This window comes from Anaerobacillus sp. QJM3NY_32 (genome assembly GCF_056173645.1).
Genome location: NZ_CM149684.1, coordinates 3,978,598 through 3,998,636, shown reverse-complemented (window position 1 = coordinate 3,998,636; position 20,039 = coordinate 3,978,598). Strand labels below are relative to the sequence as shown.

At 44.6% G+C, this 20,039-nt stretch carries 23 protein-coding genes; 19 read left to right on the top strand and 4 right to left on the bottom strand.

Annotated elements, in window-relative coordinates:
• Genes AC0VYH_RS20485 through AC0VYH_RS20435 form a run of 11 tightly spaced genes read left to right on the top strand, consistent with a single transcriptional unit; the run spans position 1 to position 9,075 of the window.
• Positions 1-1,470: an adenosylcobinamide amidohydrolase gene (locus tag AC0VYH_RS20485; RefSeq protein ID WP_475373050.1), complete on the top strand. Its 1,470-nt coding sequence runs from the start codon at positions 1-3 to the stop codon at positions 1,468-1,470.
• The gene (cbiB, locus tag AC0VYH_RS20480; RefSeq protein WP_475373049.1) at positions 1,467-2,429 is read left to right on the top strand and encodes an adenosylcobinamide-phosphate synthase CbiB; all 963 of its coding nucleotides are present in this window, start codon (positions 1,467-1,469) and stop codon (positions 2,427-2,429) included. The genes AC0VYH_RS20485 and cbiB overlap by 4 nt, the downstream gene beginning before the upstream one ends.
• Positions 2,407-3,471 (top strand): threonine-phosphate decarboxylase CobD, encoded by a 1,065-nt coding sequence (gene cobD, locus AC0VYH_RS20475; protein WP_475373048.1) that lies wholly within the window; start codon positions 2,407-2,409, stop codon positions 3,469-3,471. Before cbiB ends, cobD begins: the two co-directional genes overlap by 23 nt.
• The gene (locus tag AC0VYH_RS20470) at positions 3,459-4,022 is read left to right on the top strand and encodes a bifunctional adenosylcobinamide kinase/adenosylcobinamide-phosphate guanylyltransferase (RefSeq protein ID WP_475373047.1); all 564 of its coding nucleotides are present in this window, start codon (positions 3,459-3,461) and stop codon (positions 4,020-4,022) included. Before cobD ends, AC0VYH_RS20470 begins: the two co-directional genes overlap by 13 nt.
• Complete coding sequence (locus tag AC0VYH_RS20465; RefSeq protein WP_475373046.1) at positions 4,019-5,506, top strand: cobyric acid synthase; 1,488 nt, start codon at positions 4,019-4,021, stop codon at positions 5,504-5,506. Before AC0VYH_RS20470 ends, AC0VYH_RS20465 begins: the two co-directional genes overlap by 4 nt.
• Entirely contained in the window at positions 5,503-6,294 is a 792-nt protein-coding gene (gene cobS, locus AC0VYH_RS20460) for an adenosylcobinamide-GDP ribazoletransferase (protein WP_475373045.1), read from the top strand. The genes AC0VYH_RS20465 and cobS overlap by 4 nt, the downstream gene beginning before the upstream one ends.
• A complete protein-coding gene (locus tag AC0VYH_RS20455) occupies positions 6,252-6,866 on the top strand; it encodes a histidine phosphatase family protein (RefSeq protein ID WP_475373044.1) in 615 nt (204 codons plus the stop codon). The genes cobS and AC0VYH_RS20455 overlap by 43 nt, the downstream gene beginning before the upstream one ends.
• Entirely contained in the window at positions 6,818-7,252 is a 435-nt protein-coding gene (locus tag AC0VYH_RS20450; RefSeq protein WP_404683592.1) for a bifunctional adenosylcobinamide kinase/adenosylcobinamide-phosphate guanylyltransferase, read from the top strand. Before AC0VYH_RS20455 ends, AC0VYH_RS20450 begins: the two co-directional genes overlap by 49 nt.
• A 16-nt stretch (positions 7,253-7,268) precedes the next feature.
• Positions 7,269-7,859: a cob(I)yrinic acid a,c-diamide adenosyltransferase gene (locus AC0VYH_RS20445; RefSeq protein ID WP_475373043.1), complete on the top strand. Its 591-nt coding sequence runs from the start codon at positions 7,269-7,271 to the stop codon at positions 7,857-7,859.
• A 2-nt stretch (positions 7,860-7,861) separates the two neighbouring features.
• A complete protein-coding gene (locus tag AC0VYH_RS20440) occupies positions 7,862-8,347 on the top strand; it encodes an ECF transporter S component (protein ID WP_475373042.1) in 486 nt (161 codons plus the stop codon).
• Complete coding sequence (locus AC0VYH_RS20435) at positions 8,344-9,075, top strand: ATP-binding protein (protein WP_475373041.1); 732 nt, start codon at positions 8,344-8,346, stop codon at positions 9,073-9,075. The genes AC0VYH_RS20440 and AC0VYH_RS20435 overlap by 4 nt, the downstream gene beginning before the upstream one ends.
• 77 nt (positions 9,076-9,152) lie before the next feature.
• Here AC0VYH_RS20435 and AC0VYH_RS20430 read toward each other — a convergent pair whose 3' ends face one another.
• The 3 genes from AC0VYH_RS20430 to AC0VYH_RS20420 all read right to left on the bottom strand — a co-directional run bounded on the left by AC0VYH_RS20430 (position 9,153) and on the right by AC0VYH_RS20420 (position 11,250).
• A complete protein-coding gene (locus tag AC0VYH_RS20430; protein WP_371017784.1) occupies positions 9,153-9,317 on the bottom strand; it encodes a hypothetical protein in 165 nt (54 codons plus the stop codon).
• A 234-nt stretch (positions 9,318-9,551) separates the two neighbouring features.
• On the bottom strand, positions 9,552-10,169 hold the full coding sequence (locus tag AC0VYH_RS20425) for a cell wall hydrolase (protein WP_475373040.1): 618 nt from the start codon (positions 10,167-10,169) through the stop codon (positions 9,552-9,554).
• Positions 10,170-10,335: 166 nt separating this feature from the next.
• A complete protein-coding gene (locus AC0VYH_RS20420; protein ID WP_475368135.1) occupies positions 10,336-11,250 on the bottom strand; it encodes an Nmad3 family putative nucleotide modification protein in 915 nt (304 codons plus the stop codon).
• Between the two features lie 308 nt (positions 11,251-11,558).
• On the opposite strand from AC0VYH_RS20420, the gene AC0VYH_RS20415 reads away from it, so the two are divergent.
• Both AC0VYH_RS20415 and AC0VYH_RS20410 read left to right on the top strand, forming a co-directional pair.
• Positions 11,559-12,962, top strand: a complete 1,404-nt coding sequence (locus AC0VYH_RS20415) for a cell wall-binding repeat-containing protein (RefSeq protein ID WP_475373039.1) — start codon at positions 11,559-11,561, stop codon at positions 12,960-12,962.
• A 493-nt stretch (positions 12,963-13,455) separates the two neighbouring features.
• Positions 13,456-13,620, top strand: a complete 165-nt coding sequence (locus tag AC0VYH_RS20410) for a hypothetical protein (RefSeq protein ID WP_475373038.1) — start codon at positions 13,456-13,458, stop codon at positions 13,618-13,620.
• Positions 13,621-13,674: 54 nt separating this feature from the next.
• Here the strand turns inward: AC0VYH_RS20410 and AC0VYH_RS20405 are convergent, their stop codons facing one another.
• Positions 13,675-14,580, bottom strand: a complete 906-nt coding sequence (locus tag AC0VYH_RS20405) for an LCP family glycopolymer transferase (RefSeq protein ID WP_475373037.1) — start codon at positions 14,578-14,580, stop codon at positions 13,675-13,677.
• Between the two features lie 234 nt (positions 14,581-14,814).
• Here AC0VYH_RS20405 and AC0VYH_RS20400 point away from each other — a divergent pair, with 234 nt between their 5' ends.
• From AC0VYH_RS20400 to AC0VYH_RS20375, 6 genes are all read left to right on the top strand, one after another.
• Entirely contained in the window at positions 14,815-15,579 is a 765-nt protein-coding gene (locus AC0VYH_RS20400) for a tyrosine-protein phosphatase (RefSeq protein ID WP_475373036.1), read from the top strand.
• 254 nt (positions 15,580-15,833) lie between these two features.
• Entirely contained in the window at positions 15,834-16,574 is a 741-nt protein-coding gene (locus AC0VYH_RS20395; protein WP_283153405.1) for a YveK family protein, read from the top strand.
• The gene (locus tag AC0VYH_RS20390) at positions 16,564-17,265 is read left to right on the top strand and encodes a CpsD/CapB family tyrosine-protein kinase (RefSeq protein ID WP_475366094.1); all 702 of its coding nucleotides are present in this window, start codon (positions 16,564-16,566) and stop codon (positions 17,263-17,265) included. The genes AC0VYH_RS20395 and AC0VYH_RS20390 overlap by 11 nt, the downstream gene beginning before the upstream one ends.
• 105 nt (positions 17,266-17,370) lie before the next feature.
• Positions 17,371-17,523 carry a hypothetical protein gene (locus AC0VYH_RS20385; RefSeq protein ID WP_475366093.1) on the top strand — a complete coding sequence of 51 codons (153 nt, stop codon included), beginning with the start codon at positions 17,371-17,373 and terminating at the stop codon, positions 17,521-17,523.
• Positions 17,524-19,350: a polysaccharide biosynthesis protein gene (locus tag AC0VYH_RS20380; RefSeq protein WP_475373035.1), complete on the top strand. Its 1,827-nt coding sequence runs from the start codon at positions 17,524-17,526 to the stop codon at positions 19,348-19,350.
• Positions 19,351-19,428: 78 nt separating this feature from the next.
• Positions 19,429-20,031 (top strand): sugar transferase, encoded by a 603-nt coding sequence (locus AC0VYH_RS20375; RefSeq protein WP_475373808.1) that lies wholly within the window; start codon positions 19,429-19,431, stop codon positions 20,029-20,031.
• Positions 20,032-20,039: the final 8 nt, after the last annotated feature.

The following is a 20,039-nucleotide window of genomic DNA, read 5'->3' as shown; positions in this document are numbered from 1 at the left end:
ATGCTAAGCGTACATTCTGTTACAGGAGGATACCCCGGTCACGACGTACTTGATGACATTTCGTTTGATGTGAATCAAGGTGAGCTTCTCGGGATCGTTGGACCAAACGGAAGCGGCAAAACGACTATTTTTAAAATGGTTAGCGGCATTCTAAAAGCAAAGTCCGGCTCGATCTTGCTTAAAGATAAGCCGCTCTCAAGCTACTCAGCGAAACAGCTAGCGCGCGTGCTCGCGGTTCTTCCACAGCATGCGGATCAGGCTTTTCCTTATACCGTTAAAGAAACCGTTTCGCTCGGACGCTACGCCCATCAGACGGGATGGTTTCAAATGTGGAGCGAGCATGACGAGGCGGTTGTACAGCGTACAATGGAGCAAACGGGAATCGCCGCCTTCGCGGATAACTACGTGAACGAACTCTCAGGCGGTGAGCGTCAGCGCGTCTTTCTCGCACAGGCGCTTGCGCAGGAACCCGAGATTCTCTTATTAGACGAGCCGACGAACCACCTCGACCTTTCTTATCAAAAAGAACTGCTCGATCTCTTAAAAAAATGGACGCGCGAACAGGGGCTAACAGTGATTTCGATTTTTCACGACTTGAATCTGGCAGGTCTGTACTGTGACCGCCTGCTTCTTCTTGAAAATGGGAAAATCAACATGCACAACAAGCCAAATGACGTCCTAAACGAACAGCGCATTCAATCGGTTTATCGCACAAAAATTGAAAAGCATCCGCATCCGACCGTGCCAAAGCCACAAATGCTCTTATTACCAGAAAAACAGGCAGAGGATCAAAGCGATCTTACCATTGATGAGCGCTACCTTGAGCGGTCAGAAAACATGATCACTCTCACGACACCATTTCCGCTTCGGACGATGTCTTCGGGTGTCGTAGGATCTGGAACTGGCTGGTATGGTACGTTCGTCAACCGCCACGTCCCTAAAAGCTACAGCTGTTCAGATCATAAAGAAGAAATGGCGACGTTTTTAGAGGAGCACGGCATCGATCCGACAGAAACAGTTGGCATGATGACGGCCGTTCGATTAGAGGATGTCTCTTACCGCTTAGTAGAAGATGAAGGCGTTTCGGTATTTGTCGTTGTAACGGCAGGCGTTGGAAACGCCGTTGATGCCTCGAAAAGCGCAGAGCACGTATACGAGCCGCTCCCTGGAACGATCAACACGTGGATTTTCGTAAACGGAACGCTCACAGATGAAGCGTTCATCCAAAGCATCATGACCGCAACGGAAGCAAAAGTTAAGGTCATGCACGACCAGCAAGTAAAAGACTCGGTGACAGGCACCATAGCAACAGGTACTTCTACAGACAGCATTCTGGTCGCCGCGACACAGCGTGGACAGCATCAGGCATACGCGGGCACGATTACAACGCTCGGAAAATTGATTAGCCTCGCCGTTTACAACTGTACGACAGAGGCACTTGAAAAGTACCGTACGAGGCTCTCGCTATGATCATGTATCACCTTCTTGCGATTAGCCTCGCTTTTTTTCTAGATCTGCTGATTGGCGATCCACCAAAATGGCCGCATCCAGTGAAGTGGTTTGGCTCACTTATCAGCTTTCTCGACAAACGCTGGAACTATGGTGCGAACCGCAAACAAAAAGGTGCCCTCATGACGCTCACCGTTCTTGTCGTCGTGATCACTCTAACCGGTTTGACCGTTTTTCTTGCTTACACCCTTCACCCGCTTGTGGGGATTTTCTTTGAAGGCATTCTCATCGCAACTACGATTTCGCAGAAAAGTTTGCGCCAGGCGGCACTGGACGTATATAAGCCGCTCCAGCAAGGTGATATGACAGAGGCGCGACGCAAGCTTTCCTGGATCGTTGGACGTGATACAGATCATCTCGATGAAAGTGAAATCGTGCGAGGCACTGTTGAAACGGTCGCTGAGAACACTAGCGACGGCATTACGGCACCGCTATTCTGGGCGCTTATCGGCGGTAGCGTTGGGGCGGTGGCCTACCGAGCGATTAACACGTGTGATTCAATGGTTGGCTATCGAAACGAAAAATACGAAGCATTTGGCTATGCCTCTGCGAAGCTTGATGACGCTGTGAACTGGATTCCAAGTCGCATCACAGGCTGCTGCATGATGCTTTCCAAAAAGCCGGAGCATACCTCAAGAAGCCGCGCCTGGCACGTTTTATTTCGCGATGCAAAACAGCATCCGAGCCCAAACAGCGGCTGGGGTGAAGCGGCAACGGCAGCGCTTCTCGGCGTGCAGCTTGGCGGGGTGAACACATATAAAGGCATCGTCTCAAACCGTGCGCTTATCGGTGATCCCATTATTAAGCTAAGCGCCATACATATTCCAAAAGCGATTGCGATCATGAATCGCACGAGCATTCTTTTTCTATTTATCTTATGGATCGGAGGGCTTTTCATTGCTACCATCACACGGCTCTAATCCGCACTATTTATATGAATCGCTGAGTATCGCACAGCCTGAGGAGACGCTCGATTTCAGCGCAAACCTAAATCCAATCGGTCCTCCAAAGGCGCTGATCGAAAAGTGGCCTGACGCTTTCAACCTCATCACAACATACCCTGACCCCCACGCGTCCTCGCTAACGAAAAAGCTTGCAGCAATGCACAATACAGAAGAAAGTCGCGTTCTCGTAGGTAACGGTGGTGCTGAGCTAATCACGCTCGTCGGCCGTTTTCTTTTTCATAAACGAGTTTGTATTGTGCAGCCTGCTTTTTCAGAGTATGAAGAAGCGTGCCGTAGTGCAGGCTGCGAAATTACTTACCATACGCTTGAAGAGGGGTGGCGTCTCGACCCAAACCCACTTATTGAAAAAATGAATCACCTTGACGCCATTTTTCTCTGTACGCCAAATAACCCAACCGGTGTTTCGTACGATGCTGAATCAGTCAGAACCTTGATTGCTGAAGCGGAAAAGCAAGATTGCTACCTCATCATCGATGAGGCCTTCGCTGACTTTTTACAAAAAGAGCCCCGCTATACCGTCGAGCTCATGACAAATAGGAACCTCATCATTTTGCGCTCGTTAACGAAAATGTTCGCCATTCCAGGCTTGCGTTTAGGTTATATGATGGCGCATCCCGAAGTGATTCGCGCGATAAAAAAGCTCAAGCCACACTGGAGCGTCAACGCCTTGGCACTTATGTCTGGTGAAATTTGTATCGAAGAACAGGCGTATATGACGGCAACGCGAAAGTTCATTGAGGAGGAGCGTGAAAAGCTCCAGACTTTTTTCGAAAAGCATCGCTATATTTACTCACGTTCGAGCGTAAATTTTTATTTGCTAAAAGATCCTGATCAAACCGATCAAGCGCCGCTCATGCACTACTTGATGAAAAACGGCATCGTCCCAAGGCATACGGAGAACTTTCCAGGTCTTAACGGGCGATGGCTCAGATTTGCGATTCGAACATCTGATGAAAACGACCGACTCATGGAGGTGCTAGCATCATGGCGAAGCTAATCTTTATAACCGGTGGCGTGAGGAGCGGGAAAAGTCGTTTTGCGGAAAAACGAGCAGCTTCGGTCCGGACAGCAAATAGCACGCTTCATTACATCGCCTGCGGTCAGGCAAGTGACGTAGAGATGGAAGCGCGAATTCGTCGTCACCAGCAGGATAGGGAAAAAGCCATCGTTCCATGGCAAACAGTCGAATGTCCAAAGGATGTAGGAAGCGCGACCTCGCAGCTTGGGGCAAACGCGGTTGTTTTGCTAGATTGCGTAACGACGCTTCTATCTAATGAATTGTTTCAAAACGGAGACTGGTCAAACGCCATTTTTCAGGAACAGACGAAACAGAAAATTCAGCTTGATATCGAAAAACTTAACGAAAGCTCAGAAGCCCTCGTCATTGTTAGCAATGAACTTGGGCATGAACCGTTAGATGGGGAACTTGTCTCCGTTTATGCGCGATTGCTTGGTGAGATTCATCAGTGGATTGTTAGCCAAGCGGACGAAGCTTATCTGATTGAAATGGGCCTGCCGCAGGTTATGAAGGGAGACGGAATCACATGAAGGGTGTCATGATTCAAGGCACGGCATCAGACGTTGGCAAAAGCTTGATCGTGACGGCCCTCTGCCGTCTTCTTGCAAACGAAGGCTATGCCGTCGCTCCGTTTAAATCACAAAACATGTCGAACAATTCTTACGTAACAATGGAAGGAAAAGAGATCGGACGGGCACAGGGCGCGCAGGCAGAAGCGGCTAGAACCGAAGCGAGCGTCTGGATGAATCCGATCTTATTAAAACCAAGATCCGATCAGCATGCGGAAGTGGTTCAGTTCGGAACCTCTTACCGTACGCTCTCGGGTAAAGATTACCGAGAATCGTACTACGAGATGGGCATAGAAAGCATTGAGCGTGCGCTCGATCACCTACAGCAAAACTATGATGTGGTTGTGATGGAAGGAGCGGGCAGCCCGGTTGAAGTCAATTTAAAAGATCGCGAGCTCGTGAACATGAAGGTGGCTGAAATGGCTGATGTTCCTGTCATTCTTGTGGCGGATATCGATCGCGGCGGCGTGTTTGCAAGCATCGTCGGCACGCTTGCGCTCCTGGATGCTCACGAACGCCAGCGGGTAAAAGGCATCATCATTAACAAATTTCGTGGCGATCCAGCGCTCTTCGAAGATGGCATCACATGGCTTGAAGAGCGAACCGGTCTACCAATGATCGGCGTCCTTCCTTACGTAGAGCATCATGTGGAAGGGGAAGATTCTCTCTCACTGACCGATCGGTTTACACAGAAAAAGGGTGCGCTTGAAATCGTCGTGCTTCAGCTTCCGTTTGTTTCGAACTATAGCGATATGGAGCCGTTTAACGATGAGGACGTCACGGTTCGCTGGGTGCAGCACTCGGATGAAGTTGGCGATCCAGATGCGGTCATTATTCCTGGAACGAAAAGTACAATCCGTGATTTGGATTGGTTGAAGGATAGAGGTTTTGATGACGTGTTACAAAGCTACATAGCACGTGGTGGAAGCGTTGTTGGCATATGCGGCGGCTATCAAATGCTGACGGAGAAGCTGATTGATCCTTATGGCGCAGATACCGGTGAGTCTGGGAAAACGGTAAAAGGAATGGGCCTCATTCCCGCGCAAACGTCGTTTCATAAAGAAAAAACTACCGTACGAGTGAGCGCTTCACTTCATTCAGCTACTAATCTAGCAATGCCAATTGAAGGCTATGAAATTCATCTAGGGGAAACACGTTTTGCTCATACATCAAAACCTTTTCTCCAGATCGAGGGTCGGCCTGAAGGCTACTATGGCGAAGAAGGTCGTGTGATTGGCACGTATTTGCATCATCTTTTTCATAATGATGAATGGCGAACCGAGTGGCTGAATCGTCTGCGAATGCGGAAAGGATTGCCGCAACAAGAGCAAATCAACCGTGCCAGCATGAAAGAGAAAACGTACGATCATCTCGCCAATCAGCTGAAGCCACACTTGAACTGGGAGCTTATGAAAAGCATCATGTTTCAGCGTGAGCGCCAATGAGTTTGTGGCAAGGTTTTCTCATTAATGTGCAATTTTTCACCGTTATCCCGGTGCGACGCGAACTTTCAATGGAACGGGAGCCGTTAACGCGCTCCATTCAAACGTTTCCGATTCTTGGACTGCTTCAAGGTATGCTATCGGCAGCGCTTCTCTACGGGCTCATCGAATGGACGCCTTTTTCATCACTAGCGATTGCGTTCATTACATGGGTGTTTCTGATGGCGCTAACGGGTGGTCTTCATCTTGACGGCTGGATGGATGCAAGCGATGCGTTTTTCTCGTATCGCGATCTAGGGAAACGTCTTGAGATTATGAAGGATCCACGGACAGGGGCTTTCGGCGTGCTGTCGGTGATTGTGCTTCTCTCGGCAAGGTTTCTTTTTCTTTATGAAATCATTCAAATGGCGACGTTCAGCTCGTATCTCCTCATTGCGTCCATCCCCTTTTTTAGCAAAAGTGTGATGGGATATTTTCTGTTAAGCATTCAACCTTCGAAACAAGAGGGGCTTGCTTACTTTTTTCAGAAATCGATTCAGCGATCAAGCTTATGGATTTATCCGATTTATTGGATCATGCTCATCGGAATGATGGTGCTACTCTCACCGGAGGTTTCTCTAGGCATGCTGTTGTTAAGTGCAATGACAGTTCTTTTTACGATCGCGATGAGAAGAAAGATACTTAGCTGGTTTAACGGCGTAACCGGAGATGTGCTCGGCGCGAGCGTTGAAGGGATGGAGGTGATCTTATGGATGAGCGTGTGGCTATTACATTATTTCGTCATGGGATAACGGATGATAACAAGCGCGGGGCTTATATTGGCTGGACAGATACACCGCTTAATGAAGCCGCTGAACTTGCTACAGTCGACGCTGATCAGTATGATCTTATTTTCACGAGCGACTTGCAGCGATGCATGCAAACAGCGAAACGCCTCTTTCCGAATCGGAAAAGAATTCCCGTGCCTCTGTTGCGGGAAATCCTGTTTGGGGAATGGGAAGGAAAAACGTATGCCGACCTTGAACATGATATCCAATACAGAAGCTGGATTGATGATCCATTCACCATCTCTCCACCCGGAGGTGAGAACTACGCTCAATTTGGTCAGCGAATTGAGGAAGGGTTTAAATCGGTCGTCGAACAGGTCATTGAATCACCGAATCAGAGAGGCATCGTGATTACACACGGAGGCGTTATTCGCTATTTGCTTACCAAGTATGCCCCAGATAAGCGTTCGTTTTGGGAATGGAAAGTTCCCCACGGTTCAGGAATCGAGCTTGAATGGAAACGAGATGATTTAAGGAGGGATATGCGATGCACTTCGTTACAGGAGGTGCCTATAACGGCAAATCGAAATGGGTGAAAACGTTCTACGGATTAACGGAGGATCACTGCTGGAGGTCCGCTTATGACCAAATGAAAATCCCGCTTAATGTAAGCCGCTTTTACGGAGATGTCGTTGTACTTGAAGGTGTGGAACAGTGGATCAAAGGACTTACGGCTGACTCAGGACATGAAGAATGCCGGGCAATATGGCAGTCGCTGCTAGGTATCTGGCGCTCGTGGGAAAGCGAGCAACATGAGCGAACGGTCGTGATCATAGGCGCGGATATTACTAAAGGAATTGTACCAATGGAAAAAGAAGAGCGTGAATGGCGTGATTTAACAGGATGGGCGTACCAGGATTTAGCGGCCTTAGCGGACCGTGTTGATGTGATCTGGTACGGACTCAATCAGCAGCTAAAATAATCGAGGGGGAATAGGGATGAGAATTTATACACGAACAGGTGACGAGGGAAAAACGAGCATTATCGGGGGAAGAGTCGATAAAGACGATGTACGAGTAGAAGCTTACGGCACGGTAGATGAAGCGAATGGCTTCGTTGGACAGGCGATCGTTGAATTAAGCGAGCTTGGCTCAGATGAATTTACGGATCTTTTAGAAGATTTGGAGAAAATTCAGCACGAGCTCTTTGACTGTGGCGGCGACCTTGCGAACGTCTCACCAAAACGAGAAATGAAGCTAATGGAAGAGTCGATTACGTACCTTGAAGGACGGATCGATGAGTTTATTGAAGAAGCGCCAGCGCTTGAGAAATTCATCTTACCGGGTGGAAGCAAGCCGTCCGCAACGATTCATATCGCTCGCACAATTACACGGCGCGCCGAGCGCCACGTTGTTACGTTAAATAAAGTAGAAGAAAACATTCCACCCGTTCCAATGAAATACTTGAACCGCCTATCAGATTACTTTTTCGCCCTTGCTCGCGTGATTAATTTCCGTTTGAATGTAAAAGACGTGGAGTACGCAAGAAGCGCAAAAGTGTTCCGCGGCGGCAAGCGTAAAGGAGAGTAGGCATGTCGGGAAAACGCGCAAGCCTTCTCGCCATGTTCGTTGCACTATCCGTTGTTGGCGCGCTTATTAAAATCCCATCCGTTATCGGAAGCGTTGCGCTCGATGCGTTTCCGGCGCTCGTAGCTGCGGTTCTCCTCGGAAGCAGGAGCGGTGCGCTGATCGCAGGATTCGGTCATTTACTATCTGCGCTTATTGTCGGCTTTCCGCTCGGTCCCATGCATCTGCTAATCGCGGCAGAAATGGCGGTGCTTGTTTGGTTGTTCGGTGCGCTTTATGAGAAAAGTAAACGAAAAATAGCTGTTGGACTCTTTTTAGTAGGAAACGGAGTTATTGCTCCACTACCGTTTCTTTTTATGCTCGGCACGGGCTTTTACATGGCGATTATGCCAGGGCTAGTTGTTGCGTCAGCGATCAATCTCGTACTTTCAATGGCTCTCATCCCACGCTTAGCGACGATTTTTGAGAAAAAAGGACTTGCGAGCTTATGAGAGACGGTACGATGATTCCGCTCGATAACGAATACCTCGTGATCACAAGCGATAACAGCGGAGGCATTGGAGAGAAAGAGCATGATATCGTGAACGTGCCATATGATGTGCTTTCTTACTTCGCTTTTCGCGTAGCGGTAATGGAAAATATCGCGCATGGAGCAACGCCACTTTCTGTCGTTTTACATAACTTCTGCGGCGGCGCAAAGTGGGAGGAGCTTGTAAGCGGCATCGAGCGAGGAAAAAGAGAATTAGGCATGAACGAGCTTACGATCACAGGAAGCTCTGAAACAAATATGGCGCTTCTTCAATCAGCACTTGGTGTTGTGGTAATTGGACGGAAGCAACGAAACGAACTTCCTGAAGTATCGCTAAGTGACGGTATCCGATTCGCCGTAATTGGGAAACCGCTCGTTGGCGATGAAGTGATGAACGAGCCGAATGCGATAGCACCACTTGATCTTTTTCAGTGGGTGAGTGAGCAGGAAGGTGTTCGGGCTGTGTTACCTGTTGGATCAAAAGGGATACTGTATGAGTTAAATGAGCTTCTATCTGATGATGAAGTGACGGCTGAAAAGATACAGGTAGAGCTAGATGTTCATAAATCATCAGGACCATCGACGAGTTTTATAGTTTCTTATGATGAAGAGGTAGAGAAGCAGCTACGTGATCGAGCGGGTGAGCTTTTTCATGTAGTGGAAATCGAAAGGGGTCAGACACGTGCTTGACCCCCCATACAAACAAAACCCGCGCATTGTCCGCCTCAGGCGGACAATGCGCGGGTTTCTATCTATTGAACTATTGTTTACAATGTTTTCATACGATTTTCTCTCTCATACTTCTTCTCAAGCTCAGTTAAGGTAAGGCTATGAAGTTGAGTAAGGTCTTCTCGATTTTGTGGTGAATTTAGTAACTTACGAATTAGGTAGGTTCGACGATCAATCATGCCTTTACGGAGTTGAACTCCCATGAACACAACCTCCTTCCTTTACTATCACGTTTGACTCTAGCATAACGCGTTTTGCTTCTTTTGTGTGTTAAGAAATTGTGAAGAAATTAACAAAGAATGTGGGAAAGAAGTGGAGCGGGGTGCGGTGAAGGGGGTCAGGCGCGCGCCTGACCCCCTTCACAAACAAAAAAGGAGCAAAGTCCATCTCACACGGACTTTGCTCCTTCACTTTTTTCAAACTCTCTCTATTGCCATCTACCGCGCATACACATGCTGCCCAATCGTCTTAATCACATCACGCGAAAAAATCCACTCATCTGTTACGCCACCTGGATTGTAGTAATACGTTGCACCTCCAGATGGATCCCAACCGAAGTAAGCATCCTTAGCAGCGCGATAAGAAGAAGCATCAGGCGTGAGCCAGTACTGGCCATCATTCAAAGCGGTAAACGCATTCTGCTGATAAATCACCCCGTATGTACTCCCTGGAAACGAAGAGGATTGAACGCGATTCAAGATAACAGCGGCGACCGCAACCTTACCTTCATAGAGCTCACCACGAGATTCACCATGAACAACATGTGCGATCATCTCAAGATTACTTAGCATGTTCAGCGTATTCGTACCCGCTACGCCATCTGCGCTAAGTCCAAAATCCGCCTGGAAATCACGAACTGCTTCCTTCGTCACCGATCCATAATAGCCCGTTGGCGTCGTATGGAAGTAATCGAGCTTCTCTAAAATTGACTGCATGTGCTGAACTTCTGATCCTCTTGATCCCGTGTCCATCATTGCCGATGCATTGTCCTCTAAGACGAATAAATAAAAGCATGATGCAAGGACAAGAGAACCAAGTACATGTAAGAATTTCATTAGCAAGCCCCTCTCGAATAAGTTAACCCTCATTATAATACAGTGAATCAAGGGAAGATATGGAACGGAGTACCTTTCTTCTTTAGCATCAAATCCCATCGAAAGTCTAGTTTTATCCAGTTTCTAACTTTCATAAAGGCACATGGACCTAAGAAAGAGAATAGTCCTACACGCTCCTAACTCCTTCACGAAAAATATTCCCTTGATTCCGCACAAACAGTTCCCTAATCCACGCATTCCCATCAGCACCTGGATTCGCACAAACAAACTCCTGTCCAATCCCAGTCGAAACGGTACATCCGTCAACATCCTGTTGCCAGGTTCTATGATGAACTTGACTCAAATTCTTATACAAAAACGACGGTAACTCCCATGTGCCATGACGCCCATTAAGCTGAGCAGACAAGCGCAATCCTTCATTTAAAGTCTTAAAATATCCACATCCCGGTATCCCAAGATCTTCAAACAGCCATTCATCCGGCACATACACATAATTTAATTTCGAAAAGGCATCCTTGGTCACATGAGGATGGCGCCCTAGTCCGTACTCATCCGAAGCCACCGTGGCATCAGCATACGTTTCAATCCGCTTCTTTACCTTCATCCATCCATATAAAAAATGTCCTTTCCGAGCTTTTCCGATCACCTTAAATCCGCCAAAGAAAAGAAACAAATCCCCATCCCCTACATTCATTTTCCGCAAATGCGGTGCCGCATTTGCTTGACCAAAGCCTCTTCCAATCGCAAATTGACTCTGCTCTGGAATCCACGGGGGGCGACCAAGCATCGGGTCGAAGTGCGCATAAATATCCGGATCATTGATGTCACGCTTACCCTCATTCCCTACCTTAATCTTAGACGTGTTGTAGATCTCCTGATAAACATCACTCACATTCATCCCTTCATAACCACCTAAATACCCTTTAGCCACTGGAATTTCATCATATCTAATCCTAGCTTGAAAAATTGCTTTTCGCTCTGGAATCGGTAACCACACGTATTTACCCGTCTGTTCATTGTATGGCGATAGTCTTCCGCCGCTTCCCGCATCGAATCCTTTACGGCTTAGCACGAATTTCATCGTAGCCCTCCTTTTTGGAAGTGATTGGATACTTCTTTCGCCGTATTTCGCTCACATCCTTTTTATATCGGTTGAATTATCTGAAAATAAATAACCAGAATGTTAGTAGTCTTGATAATGAAATAGTAGGGTGTCATAACAAGTCGTTCTTTCTAAAAAAACTTCCCATTCGACAAAAACAGCCTATAGCGCAACCCTTGTTTCTCCTATATAATCCTCTTAGTGTAAAGAAATGGAAGGGTGATGAAGGAGCAGGGGACATGCTCGTTTTGCTTAAAAAAATGAGAATGATAGGGGAAAAGATCCGAATGAAAAAAGTACTTGGACTAGTATCAACCGCACTCCTGGCAGGAAGCCTCATCGGTGGGCCTGTTGCCTCTGCCTCCACCCACGATGCGCTTTTGAAAAAAGCGCAGAAAATGACGATGAACGACGGTTATGATGACTGGGAGTACATCTCTGAAGTCGAACCAAATAATAGTTTCAAAGAAGCAAATTCCTATATGAATGATGACGTCATGACCGGTAAATTAACCGATCAGGATCAAGATTTCTATAAATTCGAAGTCGAAGCAGACGAGCCGGTATCATTATCTTTCGGTGCAGGTACGGATGAAGAAGAGCCAACAATGGAGCTTTGGGTTGACCTTTATGATGAGAATCAGAAGAAAATCACACCAGATTATGAAGAAGGCGAATACGGTTACTACGGAGGTATCGAGGAGCTCGAGCCTGGAACCTACTATTTCAGAGTCACGGATTCCGCTAATAAAAATAATAACGTAGACTACTATTTTTCCGCCTTTACGTACTCCAATGATCCAATCGTTATGAGGATCGCAGGGGAAGATCGCTACGAGACAGCGGTTGAAATCGCGAAAACGGGATTTGAAGAAGGCTACACGCGACACGTTGTTCTTGCGACAGGACAAAACTTCCCTGATGCCCTTGCCGGAGCGCCACTTGCTTATCAGTTTAGCGCGCCAATTCTTCTCACCCAAACGAAAGAGCTACCAGTTTCTGTGAAAGAAGCGCTAAACTATTTTGGAACAGAGCACGTCACGATCCTTGGTGGGCAAACAGCTGTTTCAAAAAATGTAGAAAAGTCCCTCACAAAAATGGGCATTACGTTCGATCGTATTGAAGGAAAAGATCGCTACGAAACAGCCGCCAAAATTGCGAAAGAAATCGATCCCTATTTCAGTGATACGGCGTTTGTCACCTACGGAGGTAACTTCCCAGATGCGTTATCTGTCGCTTCTATTGCGGCCGCACAGGGGAGCCCGGTTTTATTAACAAAAACAAAAGAAATTCCAGCTGTAACAGCAAAAGCATTAAAAAATTACAATGACACATACGTTATTGGCGGAACGGCCGTTGTCAGCAATACGGTCTTCAATAAGCTCCCACATCCAAAGCGGATCTCAGGAGAAAACCGCTATGATACATCTGTTCAGGTGGCAAGGCAGCTCGATACGTCGGGGTATGCGGTTAACCTCGCAACGGGTGAAAACTTCGCAGATGCTCTTTCCGGCTCCGTTCTTGCCGCAAACTTCTACGAACCTGTTCTCCTAACGAGAAAGGACGAGCTACCTAAGGAAGTTAAAAAACTATATATGGATAAAGATACATTCTTCTTCACGATCTTCGGTGGACCGAATGCGATTAGTGAAGACGTAGAGGATGAGATTTGGGAGATGTTTGGAGAATAGGAGAGCATAAACAAAATATAAATAAAATGAAAGAAGGACAGTGCCCAGGCACTGTCCTTCTTTCATTTTATATCAACTTACTACGCTTAACATAATCTTCGCCCACCCAAACAATGCGATCCAGAGAGGAATACTTAATGAGACGCCCCATACCATTCCTTTAGCAAAATTGCCTTCTTCCTGGTAATGCATATGCTCATCCCCTTTGACTGAAAGTCCATCCGGTTTAAGGCAGGGTGACTTTCATCTATCATACATGAAAACGCAATCATAATCTGTCGTTCTACGAAAAAGAATCAGGCGTGTTTTGGTTCAATTTGTTTAAACCCTCTTACTAGAGTATACCCCGTTTAAGCAATTGATATACCGGTTAATAGAATGTAGAGAAGAAGCGCTAAATAAATTTACAGATAATTAACAATCATTCTATGGAAATTACTTGAAAACGGTGGTATAATCGCCAAATAGTTTACTAGAAAACGGAGGATTTGGAATGAAAGGGAAAGAGAATCAAAACCCAATGTGGGATGAATTACAGCAATTTGTGCAGCAGGTTGAGGGAGAAGCGAAGCAGGCAGGCGAGGCGAAGCCTTACATAGACCAGATTCGAGAGATCCTATCAAAGAACATGTCACTATCAAAACTAGAAATAGAATAGCAAAAAGAAAGCCTCTTCCATTTCAATTGGAAGAGGCTTTCTTTTACTAATTAGCTAGCTAATTTCAAGATGGTCCTTCAGCTTCTGTGTAATCGACTGCTTCTCTTGATCAGATACGATGTAATACCAGAGACCGTCAATCATCTCACCGCTGCCATCAATTTCGAATGTCTCCATGTTATTGCGAGCGCCTTTGTAGTTCTTGAAAATATCATTCATTTCTTTAAACGTCATGTTCGTCTTAACGTTGCTGCCGACGGCTTCAAGCAGGTCGTCGATTTTATTAATGCTTCCAACGTTCGCGCCTTTGTCGATAATGGCCTTAATGATTTCACGCTGGCGATCGTTTCGTCCAAGGTCACCTTTCGGATCTTCATAGCGCATGCGAGAGAAAGCGAGAGCTTCGTCTGCATTTAAGCTTACTTCACCTTTAGGGAAGGTGTAGCCACCGTAGTCGAACGCAAATGGATTGTCTACTGTAACGCCATTCAATGCGGATACCACATCTTCAAATGCTTCCATGTTTACTTTAAAATAATAGTCAATCGGAACGTCGAGGAAATTCTCAACTGTATCCATTGCCATTTCAACGCCACCGTATGCGTAGGCGTGGTTCATTTTTTCAACTGTACCACGACCGATAATTTCCGTTCGCGTATCGCGGGGGATATTGAACATGATCATTGAATTGTCATTTGGGTTTACCGTAATCATGATCATTGTGTCGGAGCGCCCCTGATCATTCTCTCGTTCATCAACCCCCATTAAGAGAATCGAGATCGGGTCTTTCTCCTTCGTCTCTACTTTATCCGCTCTTAGTGTAGAGGTTTCACGGCTAATGGGCTCATGCATATCGCTTGCGGTGTCTTTTACGGAGTCATATAAATAATAGGCGTAGCCACCGCCGGCTATTACAAGAACACCTAGAATGACACCAACAATAATAAGGAACTTCTTCATTTTACATTCCAGCTTTCCATAGAGTAGTTGTCTGTTTGAAAGGTTAAAAGTCTATCTTTCATTATAAGTCGAACTATTTTGTAAAGTAAATACCTACCAGAAAATGATCAGCTCGAGATGCACAAAGTTGAAGATTATGGTAACATCATAAAAAGACGTTCTTCAAAAAGAACATGCCGGTTTCTATAAAACAATGAATAGAACATGCTACAGCAAAGAAAGGGGAATGGGGAAATGATTGATATCCACTGTCATATCTTACCCGGGATCGATGATGGCGCCCAAGACTTAAACGATAGTCTTGAAATGGCACGTCAGGCACAATCGCAGGGTATTACCCAAATTGTCGCAAGCCCTCACCATAAGAATGGAAGCTATAATAACAACTTGCAAGACATTCTGTCAGAAGTAAATCTACTAAACAAAGAACTAGTGAGGGAAGGAATTGATCTAGAGATACTTCCTGGTCAGGAAGTTAGAATATACGGAGAGATGGAAGAGGATCTTGATGTGGATCTTCTTACCGTTAACAATTCAGGGGTTTACATGCTAATTGAATTTCCATCAAGCCATTTGCCGCGCTATGCAAATAAGCTCCTATTTGATCTTCAGTTAAAAGGGATCGTTCCCATTATCGTTCATCCTGAGCGAAACCGTGAGATCATGGAGGATCCATCCAAACTCTATCGTTTGATTAAAGAAGGCTCGCTTAGTCAGGTTACGGCATCCAGCGTAACGGGAAGAATGGGAAAGAAGATTAAGAAGTTCTCGCTTGATTTGCTTTCGCATAACCTGGCTCACTTCATCGCATCCGATTCACATAACACGACAACGAGGCCGTTTGATTTAAGGGACGCTTATGAAACGGTTGAAAAAGAGTTAGGGACATCTTTCCGGTACATGATTCAAGAAAATCCAGAGGATATGATCAAAGGGAAGATGATCGACAAGGACATTCCGGAACGAATCAAAAAGAAAAAAGTTCTTGGACTGTTTTAATAGCGAAAAAACACGAAAATCCGCTTGTTTAAAAATGAGCGGATTTTTCCTATGAAGAAATTTCGTTAAATTTTTGTAAAGGAAGCGTTTTCTTCGACACTATTCGACACCGTTCTATGTATCTATCTTACTATTTAAGGAATTAATGGTTTTGACGTAAAAAAAACCCTAAATTTTACTGATTTTCTGTGTTATAGTAAAACCTGTAATTCTTTCTGTACCAAAATAAATTACGATTGCGTTGGAGGCACCTTATGGAAGAAACGATTAGTTTAAAGGAAATATTCGAAGTACTCAAAAAACGTCTTGCACTCATTCTACTTATTACTCTACTCGCTACAGCAACGAGCGGTGTTGTCTCTTATTTCTTTCTTACCCCAATTTATGAAACTTCAACCCAAATTCTAGTAAATCAAAAAGCAGATTCCGAAAATGGATTTGACTATAACCAAATAAAAACAAACGTGGACCTTATTAATACATATAGCGTCATTATTAAAAGTCCAACGATTCTTGACGATGTAAAAGAAGAACTTTCATTAGATATGACAACAAGTGCGCTAAATAACAAAATTTCAGTAAGCAATGCGCAAAACTCTCAAGTTGTTTCATTATCTGTTACAGATCCTGATCCTGCGGTTGCGGTTGATATCGCGAATAAAACAGCAAGCGTATTTGAAAAAGAGATTAGCAACATTATGAATGTCGATAACGTTAGCATTCTTTCAAAAGCTGGCTTTGAAGGCACACCTTCTCCAGTAAATCCGAATCCAGTTCTAAACATGGCGATTGCATTCGTCGTTGGTTTAATGATTGGTGTTGGACTAGCATTCTTACTTGAATACCTGGATAACACGATTAAATCCGAGGAAGATATCGAGAAAGTCCTTGGCGTTCCTGTACTTGGAACAATCGCTGTCATTGAAGACAAAGAAGCAGGTATCTCCAAGAACAAAGGCAAAAAGTCAGTAAGGGGTGAAGCAGTTGAGTCGTAAAGAGCGTGGAGCTATTAAAGTTGACAAAGAAAGAAGTCTTTTAACGCATCAAAACCCTAAGTCACCAATTGCAGAGCAATACCGAACGATCCGAACGAATATTCAATTTGCTTCCGTAGAAGAAGACATGCGTACGATCATGGTAACCTCTTCTGGTCCAATGGAAGGGAAATCTACAACGATCGCGAACCTTGGTGTTGTGCTCGCCCAGCAAGGAAAAAAGGTTTTGATTGCTGATACGGATCTTCGTAAACCAACAGTTCACTATACATTCCGCGTGATGAACACAAGAGGATTAACAAATGTGCTTACGCGTCAAGCGGAGTTAACGGATGTTACGACGGCAACAGAAGTACCGAATCTAGACGTGCTAACAAGCGGTCCAGTTCCACCGAATCCATCTGAACTTCTTGGTTCAAAAGCAATGGATGCACTAATAGAAGAAGCACTTACGCACTATGACATTATACTCTTCGACTGTCCTCCAGTACTTGCGGTGGCAGATTCGCAAATTATCGCGAATAAAGTTCAGGGAACAGTACTTGTCATTAGTAGCGGAACGACAGAGCGAGAAGCAGCGGTAAAAGCAAAAGAACGACTTGATTCAGCTAAGGGGAAGCTGCTTGGGGTTGTGCTTAACCGTAAGAAAATGAAAGATGGTAGCTATTATTACTATTACGCGCAGAAATAAATAGGAAAATACTTCTTTAGGGAAGTATTTTTTTGGGAGAATAGCGTGACTTAAGATGCGCGCCTTAAGTCACCGAAAGCGTTTATCAAAAGGGGGAGTGGTGAAATGAAGGGGACGGATCAATTGCCTAAATCGATTCGAAAAGCCATTCGGTACATTAAGCAAGATGCACCAGATCAGAAGCTGCTAGAAATTCAGGGGTTATTGAACAGATCCATTGAAGAGCGTATAACAAAATCAAAAGTGGGGTGCAAGTAAATGACATATCGAAAGCGGTTATCGTCGTTAATCGTGATAGATTCATTGATTGTAGCTTTTGCGATTTTTATTAGTAGCTTTCTTTTAAATTATCATGATTTTTTATCATCAAAACCTATCATTGCTAGCTCGATTGTACTTTTACTTGGTCATCATTTCTTTTCATACTATTACAAGCTATACAAACGAGCATGGCAGTATGCGAGTATCGGGGAGTTAGTCGTTATTTTCCGAGTCGTGACGTTCTCGATTGCTCTTGCAGCATTAGCACAGTTCGTCATGTTACAGGATATCTACTTCCGAGCTCTATCGATTACGTGGATGATTCATATGCTACTGATCGGTGGATCACGCTTTGCATGGCGAATGTTCCGAGATACGTATATGAATACGAAGAATAAGAAAAAGCGCGTTCTCGTTATCGGTGCTGGCTCAGCAGGTCGAATGATCGTTAGGCAGTTAAGGCAAAGTGTTGATTCTGACTTGAATCCAATTGGCTTTATCGATGATGATATCCGAAAACAAAACTTAGAAATCATGGGCGTTCCTGTACTTGGCTCTACGGATGATATCGAAGGACAAGTGAGAAAGCTTGAAATCGATAATATCGTTATTGCGATTCCATCTCTCTCTAAAGGTGAGATGAAACGTATCTATGAAGAATGCTCGAAAACAAAAGCGAAAACGCAAATCATTCCAATGATTGAAGACTTAATGACGGGTAAACTGTCGATCAACAGCTTCCGTGATGTAAAAGTAGAAGATTTATTAGGCCGCGAGCCGATTAAATTGGATACGGATAATATCGCAGAAACGCTAACTGGGAAAACCGTTCTCGTAACGGGTGCTGGCGGTTCAATCGGTTCTGAAATCTGTCGCCAGGTATCGAAATTTAATCCAGATCAAGTTGTTCTACTCGGTCACGGTGAAAACAGCATTTATACAATTGAAATGGAACTCCGCAATACATATGGTGATACCATTACGTTCATTCCAGTGATTGCGGACGTACAGGATCGTGAACGCCTTGGCGAAGTGATGAAAACGCACCGTCCAAATGTTGTGTATCATGCAGCAGCACATAAACACGTGCCTTTAATGGAAGCAAACCCGCATGAGTCGGTGAAAAATAATGTCATCGGGACAAAGAATGTTGCCGAAGCCGCAAGTGATGCGGATGTTGATACGTTCGTGATGGTATCAACAGATAAAGCCGTTAACCCAACAAGCGTCATGGGGGCAACGAAGCGTCTGGCGGAAATGATCGTCCAACAAATGGACAACATTAGCGCAACACGATTCGTAGCGGTTCGATTTGGTAACGTCCTTGGAAGTCGCGGTAGTGTCATTCCACTCTTTAAGAAGCAAATTCAAAAAGGTGGACCGGTTACCGTCACACACCCAGATATGGTTCGTTACTTTATGACAATTCCAGAAGCTTCAAGACTTGTGATCCAAGCTGGCGCTATGGCACGAGGCGGAGAAATTTTCGTTCTTGATATGGGAGAGCCGGTTAAGATTGTGGATCTTGCGGAAAACCTCATTAAATTGTCCGGTTACTCCGTTGATGAAATTGGGATTAAGTTTGCTGGTGTGAGACCTGGTGAGAAATTGTATGAAGAGCTTCTTGGTAAGGATGAGGTTCATGATGAGCAGATTTATCCGAAGATTTATGTTGGGAAGTCGGTTAATGCGGATTTGAGTGTTGTGATGGATTTTGTTGGTCGGTTTGAGGATATGGATAAGTTGGGTGTTAGAGAGAGGGCTTTGGATATTGCGCATAATCGGGTTGATATTAGTGAAAAACAACTTTCATATGCTAAGTAGTAAGTCGAACTTGAGTATTTTTTATAATTTAGACTTAACACAAAAATAAGTTATTGAGTTAGAAAGAAGGTGTTTAATCTGTATTTAAAAGTTAAGAGAACGATAGATGTCGTATTGTCTTCACTAGGAATTATTTTATTATCGCCAATTTTCGTCATTTTAATTATTGCAATTAAGGTAGATTCTAAAGGGCCAATTCTATTTAAGCAAAAAAGAATTGGAATTAATAAAACTCATTTCTATATCTTGAAATTTAGAACGATGAAAATTGATACACCTAAAGATACCCCAACTCATTTATTGAATGATCCTGAGCAGTTCATTACAAAAGTAGGTAAGTTTTTGAGAAAAACTTCTTTAGACGAGTTACCACAAATCATTAATATTTTCAAAGGTGAAATGTCTATTATCGGACCTAGACCAGCTCTTTGGAATCAATTTGATTTAATAGAAGAAAGAGATAAATTTGAAGCAAATAGTATTTATCCTGGTCTAACTGGTTGGGCTCAAATTAATGGAAGAGATGAACTTCCAATAGATATTAAGGCGAAATTAGACGGTGAGTACGTGAAAAACATTGGCTTTTTAATGGACACTAGATGTTTTTTTGGGACCTTTATAAGCGTCTTAAAAAGTGATGGAGTAGTCGAAGGAAAGTCTCAAAAAAATAAAAAGTTGTGATCAAGAAG